Origin of the sequence: Fructobacillus durionis (genome assembly GCF_900112405.1) — a bacterium.
Taxonomy (GTDB): Bacteria; Bacillota; Bacilli; order Lactobacillales; family Lactobacillaceae; genus Fructobacillus; species Fructobacillus durionis.
Genome location: NZ_FOLI01000014.1, coordinates 1 through 6044 on the forward strand (window position 1 = coordinate 1; position 6044 = coordinate 6044).

Genomic DNA, 6044 nt, shown 5'->3' on the forward strand with positions numbered 1-6044 from the left:
TGTCTAACAACTCGATTACGCAAACTATGACTAGTATTTCATCAACCGCTCAAAGCATGTCTAACACGCTATCGTGGACGATGAGCCATGGGGGTAATAACGACACGACATTTGGGCCTAAAGCCCCTGCAAGTCCCCGTAAGGGTAACGTATGGTACAAACAGTTAGACAATGGTACGACGGAACTTTACTACTGGGACGGGAATGCTTGGGTATTATCTGCAAAGACAGACAGCCAGTGGCAAAAGAATCGTGCCGAACAGAGCGGTGATCATACTCGTTTTGATGGCCCAGATGAGCCTAAAAATGCTCAACAAGGAGACATCTGGTTTAAAGAAGATGTCAACGAAAAGAATGGCATTGCTATGTACTCATACTCCGGAAAAACGTGGGTTAAGTTTAATGGGATGACTGATGCCAACATGCTACAAGAAGGCAACATTGACGCCTCTCGTATCAATGTTCTCAATCTGGATGCTGGAAATATAACTGCTGGAACTTTGTCTGCAAACTTTATTAAGGGTGGACAGATTGATGCCAGCCAAATTGATGTTATTAATCTTAACGTGAACAGCCTAGTTGGTAATGTTTCACAATTCATTAAGTCAAACTGGAATGGCGAGTATCAATCAGTATCCATTGAATGGTCTGGAATGACAGTTTCAACTGGCGATATGAAGACATCATTTAACAATTATGGAATTAATTTTGATTACCGAGGACGGTCAATTGGTTATATCGGACGAAGTACTTTGGTTGGGAATGATAACGTTGTCGGCATGTCATTTAACTTGAATTCTGATGGTGACTATTTTTCCTGGTCAGCTAAAGATAAGGGAGACCCAAATGGAAACTATCCCATGAAAATGGCATGGTATCGGCAAGGATTGCCCAATACAAGAGCCGGTTTTGTATTTAGTGATGACGTCAATTTTGATAATGCAATCACGATTCGAGGCAGTGCAGATGTTAGTGGAATGTTGGCAACCATGGCTTACTACAAATCGCAGGGAGCAACATTTGTTATTCCGACAAGTGTTGGTGATGGCCAAACAATTGGGAGTTATGTATACGTATGATTAAAATTAAAAACAGTAAATTGCAGTCCATTGCTAATTTTCTAAAGGATGCAAAACTAGCCGGAAGGGTATCAAGGTATCGGTCTAAGTTGCTTGCGGATATTGAAGCGAAGATGATGGAACTGGCAAAAGATGAGCAGAACATCGTTAAAGAGTCCGGAGCAACTATTAATGACGAGGGAAATATCACTGATTTTCCCGACGATGACTCGCGGTTACTTTTACAAAGGGAGTTAACTGATATTCGTTTTGAACAGTCCATTTTCAATGAAAAAATTGTTGGACAGTTTTCTGCCTTGCATGTCGCTATGTGCGAATATTCAGAGCCATTGGCTGGACAAGATGCACAAGCATATGATGACCTTATGGAAGTATTAGAGGAAGGAGGATACGATGAGCAAAGCGATTAATTTAGCGCTAGATACAACTAAATCTGATATTAACAACCCTACTTATAAATTAAGGCAGGGCGATGGTAACTACCAGACGATTCGAGCAACTATCACGGCTAATGGCGAACCTTTTGATTTAACTGATGTCAGTGTCTCGTTTAATGGAACGACAGCAGCCAACACCAAAGTGATTGATTACAACGTTGTTAAAATCGATATTCTGCAGGGACTGATTGAATACACTCCTAACAAGCAGATGGGTTCTAGTGTTGGTCGATATAAAGAGGCTTACTTTCGGTTCACAAAAGACGACAGTACAGCGACAACGGCCTCATTTAATGTTGATGTTATCACTAGCGTTGATATAACAAATGAAGACGCTAAAGACTACGTTTCAATTGTTGATGAAACAATTAAGAAACTAAACGATGCGACAAAAGAACAGTTAGATAACTCTAGTAAACTAATTAACGGAGAATTCGACAATCTTTCTGAACGTATTAAACAGGTCACTGATGACTTTAACGATAAAGCAAACAAAGCAACAGAATTAGTAAATGATGTTAGCTTAGAAATTGACAATAAGCTAACGGATGCAAAAAAACGGATAGACGAGTTAAACAAAGAATTAGACGACATTAAAGCTAATGAACCGAATTATGCAAAACTAAACGCAGATAATAATTTCAAGGGAAATAACACCTTCGAAAAGCCTATTAAAGCATCAGGCGGAGTTGTTGGAAATGTTACTGGAAACTTACAAGGAAATGCAACTACTTCAAGCCAATCAATTACTTCTAAGATTTCTGAAAAAGCAAACGTTGCCGATGTTGCTAATGCAGTAGCAGAAGGTTTGGATATTAAAGCTGGTAAAGTCATTGCTAATGATGAGATGATGACGAAAAAAGGAATTTATACTTCCGTTAAATGTCAAAAAGACGGTATGACGTTATGGCTAAATCGAGTTGGAAATATCGTTACTATTTTAATTGACGACTTCATGAATATTTCTTGGGAGCTCGCTGATAATGAAGTTATTGCCAACAACATTCCTGCCGGATATAGGCCAAATTCGTATTCAAAAATACCAATATACCTTGGAGACAATGGAAGTCTATCCAGCATTTCACCAAGTGGTGTTTTGTCTAACGGAACCAGACATTTTTATTCAAATGGGGATAACTATCTTCGATCTCTGAAACTATTTGGAACGTATATGACGGTTGATGATTTCCCATCTTGAAAGGAGCGACTAAATGACTTGGTATTTTAAATACGACGAAGCAACGAAGGAGTTAGTACCTGGAGCAGTTAACGCTGACACACAACCTGCTAATTCAACGGCAGTAGACCCTGCAGGAACAATGTTCCCAGTATACGTACCATCAACTGATTCATGGAAGTCTGATGAAGTTAAGTTGGCTAAATGGAATGCACAGATTAAGCAGCAAGAAGAAAACAAGCAACCAGATTTACAAGCACAAATCGCTGATCTGTATGCACGTCAACTTCAACAAGAAATGAAAGGACTTTAATCTATGGAACTTTCAAAAACAGGACAAACAATTAATTACTTCTACAACAACCAGGGATGGACGTTGAAGCAAGTAACAAACACTGTAAAGGTGGGATGGATTTCAAAGGATGAATTCCAAGAAATAACTGGTCAAGAATTTACAGAATAGAAACACCTAGCAACACAACGGGAGCAGCAATTTGAAAGATATTATTACAGGTGCTATTAGTGCCGTTGTAGCCCTCGGAACTGCTTATTTTGCTTTTTCTGGAAAGAAACAAGACAGTATGAATGAATCATACAAATCAACGCTTCAAGTGTTAGAAGATTTGCGTGAAGATTGCGTTGTTTTGAAAGAAGATTGTAAGCAACTGCGAGAAGATAACGAAGAATTAAAAAAGGGTAATCAAGAGCTTAAAACGTACATCAACACAATTTCTAGTCAGTACACTGAATTGGATGGAAAATTCAATAACATGAAGTTACTTATGCAAGAAATGTGTGATGAACTTAAGAAGCATGGTAAAGATTATTCTAAACGGATTGAAAAGATTTCTTAATCTTTTCTTTTTTTATTGGAGGAAAAATGGTTCAAGATATTTTAGTTGCATTGGCAACAGCATTAAGTGGAACAATCATTGGATTGATTGTTTATTCAATTAAATACATTAAAGCCCACACACGCAATCAGCATATTAAGACTGCCTGTGATTGGGCAGAACAAGCGGTTGCGTTTATTGCAAATGCTGGTGTTGTTACTGATTCAAGCAAAGTTAAGGCAGTAAACACGCTTGCAGAACGAATCCATGCAAATGGGCTTGGTAAGAACTTCGATGAACAACAGATTGAAGCATATATCAATCAAGCAATTTCGCAGTTGAACTTTCAAGTTGAACAACAAACGACACAGGTTCAAACAGAACAAGAAATTTAAAGGAAAAATATACATGACAGTATCAGGATTAGCAACACAATATGGATTCCAGTCATTCCCTCACTTTACGCAAGGGCGTGATAAGACAGTTAACAAAATTGTCATTCATCACATGGCAACGACTGATTACAACTCAGTTCCGGGGATTTGGAACAGCCGTGAAGCTTCAGCTCACTACGGTATCGGACAAAACGGAGAAATCCGGTCATACGTTGATGAAGACAACACGGCATGGCATGCAGGTAACTGGGATGCTAACTCATCGTCAATTGGTATTGAACATGCCAATCTGACTGGCGCACCTGATTATGACATCGCACAAGCGACAATTGATGCATCCGCTAAGCTGGTTGCTGATATTGCACAGCGCTATGGATTTGGACGAGTTGTTCCATATCAAAACTTGTTCCCACACTCATCATTCACGTCAACAGCGTGCCCTGGTAAGTTGAAGGATAAGCTGCAAGAGATTGCAGATAAGGCTAACGACATTATCGCTGGTGGTAATGGAAATGTTGCTACTCAACCGGCACAAACTTCACAACCTGTACAGCAGGAAGACAATCGTTCAGCATCTATCAAGGAATTCCAAGACAAGTGGAATAACCGTTGGGCTATTCGTGGAAACTTCACTATTCGAACTTGTGAGAAGCAATATGACATGTTCCAAGTTTTGACGGATGACCTTAACGTTGAACCAAATTCATGGTATTACAACGGAATTCCTACTGGATTGCTTGAAGATGTATCTGATCCGGAAGGACGTTCATTTGAAGATGGAGCTACTGTTCGATTTAAGGATGGCGTTAACTCTGGTGTCATTGCTGCATACGATAACAACTCTAACGCTGTTGGTATCTACTTCGCAGGATATCGTGACATGATTTGGTTTGATGCTGATAAGTTTTTGGCACATCCATAATTAATGGGCTTCGGCTCGTACATAAAAATATAAAGAAAAGTATGCTAATAAAGTTTACAAAAAAAGTAATATGGGATATACTTTATTTACATCAAGTTCCCAGGCAAATGAGTCTGGGATTTTTTTATACATAAATTTCGGAGATACACATGGTTGCTAACCTATCAACAAATGACCTTATAGAACTACTTAATGATCGTGGAATGATAATTGATGATGTAAATGCTGAACAGCAACTAAAAAATATTGGTTATTATAAAATAAAAGAATACGCAGAACCATTCATTAGGGATGGAGAATATGGTGGTCTTTTATTTAGTAGTATCGTTAGAAGGTATTACCATGATAAAAATCTTCGTATGCATTTACTTGATATGATTGAAATTATTGAATTGGCGTTTAAAAATAGAATTTCATATGAACTGGGAAGTCTTGGAGCATTCAATTATCTTAATTTTCTGAGTTGGGCAGATACAAATATATTTTCTGATGAATACATAATTAATCAACAGACGTTTATAAAAAAACAGTTATTAACAATGATTTCAAAAGAAAATAAGAAAGAATATAAACGAACAGAAAATTTCACCAAGATTGGATACAAATATAATAAAAATTCAAAAAAAGGAACGGAATATCCTAGCATATGGTTAGCAGTAGAGTTATTATCATTTGGTCAAATTCAGCATCTATTTGAAATAATGACACCACAAATGAAGCTATCAATTTCTAAAGATTTTGGATGTACACCTAAAATGCTTGAATCGTGGATTGGTACAATAGTTTTTGCTCGTAATCAGTGTGCTCATAATTCTAATTTGGTAGATGTTAAGCTAAGGACTGTTCCTAAAATAAGATACAATTGGAAAGACGTGATAGTTAATATTAGCACTGATGAAGGAAAGACTCTTTATTCTAATAGAGTATCTTCTATTATCTTACCAATTGTTGAACTAGTTAATAAAATTGATCCAAACTATGGTTTTGGAAATCTTGCTAGTGATTTAAAGAATATATCTAATAAGGTTAGAAAAGACGGTCAAAATCTTTCTAATATGATTGGATTTAAAAGCAAAAGAAAAATGATGAAGTTTTTATTAGAATATAGAAATTATGAGCAGTGAATTTTAGTTAGACTAAATTTAGACGGATTATATTAAGATGACTGATATATAGCTGTTCGTAATACCGTTAGTCGGCA

Annotated in this window: 9 protein-coding genes; all 9 read left to right on the top strand. The window is 37.2% G+C overall.

All coding sequences use genetic code 11. From position 1 onward, the window contains the following. Nucleotides 1–1079, top strand: a 1079-nt coding sequence (locus BMZ93_RS06445) for a hypothetical protein (protein WP_207645269.1), incomplete at its 5' end; no start/stop codon positions are given. Next, nucleotides 1076–1489 (top strand): hypothetical protein, encoded by a 414-nt coding sequence (locus tag BMZ93_RS06450; protein ID WP_091503327.1) that lies wholly within the window; start codon nt 1076–1078, stop codon nt 1487–1489. The genes BMZ93_RS06445 and BMZ93_RS06450, both read left to right, overlap by 4 nt. Beyond that, nucleotides 1473–2714 carry a BppU family phage baseplate upper protein gene (locus tag BMZ93_RS06455; protein WP_091503329.1) on the top strand — a complete coding sequence of 414 codons (1242 nt, stop codon included), beginning with the start codon at nt 1473–1475 and terminating at the stop codon, nt 2712–2714. The genes BMZ93_RS06450 and BMZ93_RS06455 overlap by 17 nt, the downstream gene beginning before the upstream one ends. Before the next feature lie 13 nt (nt 2715–2727). Further along, a complete protein-coding gene (locus tag BMZ93_RS06460; protein ID WP_091503332.1) occupies nt 2728–3006 on the top strand; it encodes a hypothetical protein in 279 nt (92 codons plus the stop codon). A 3-nt stretch (nt 3007–3009) separates the two neighbouring features. Further along, nucleotides 3010–3156: an XkdX family protein gene (locus tag BMZ93_RS06465; RefSeq protein ID WP_091503334.1), complete on the top strand. Its 147-nt coding sequence runs from the start codon at nt 3010–3012 to the stop codon at nt 3154–3156. 31 nt (nt 3157–3187) lie between these two features. After that, a complete protein-coding gene (locus BMZ93_RS06470; protein ID WP_091503337.1) occupies nt 3188–3547 on the top strand; it encodes a hypothetical protein in 360 nt (119 codons plus the stop codon). Between the two features lie 26 nt (nt 3548–3573). Further along, entirely contained in the window at nt 3574–3921 is a 348-nt protein-coding gene (locus tag BMZ93_RS06475; RefSeq protein WP_091503341.1) for a hypothetical protein, read from the top strand. A 13-nt stretch (nt 3922–3934) separates the two neighbouring features. Then, nucleotides 3935–4843, top strand: coding sequence for a peptidoglycan recognition protein family protein (locus BMZ93_RS06480; RefSeq protein WP_091503343.1), 909 nt, complete (start codon nt 3935–3937; stop codon nt 4841–4843). Nucleotides 4844–4992: 149 nt separating this feature from the next. Continuing rightward, nucleotides 4993–5967: an Abi family protein gene (locus tag BMZ93_RS06485; protein ID WP_091503346.1), complete on the top strand. Its 975-nt coding sequence runs from the start codon at nt 4993–4995 to the stop codon at nt 5965–5967. The last annotated feature ends 77 nt before the right edge of the window (nt 5968–6044 follow it).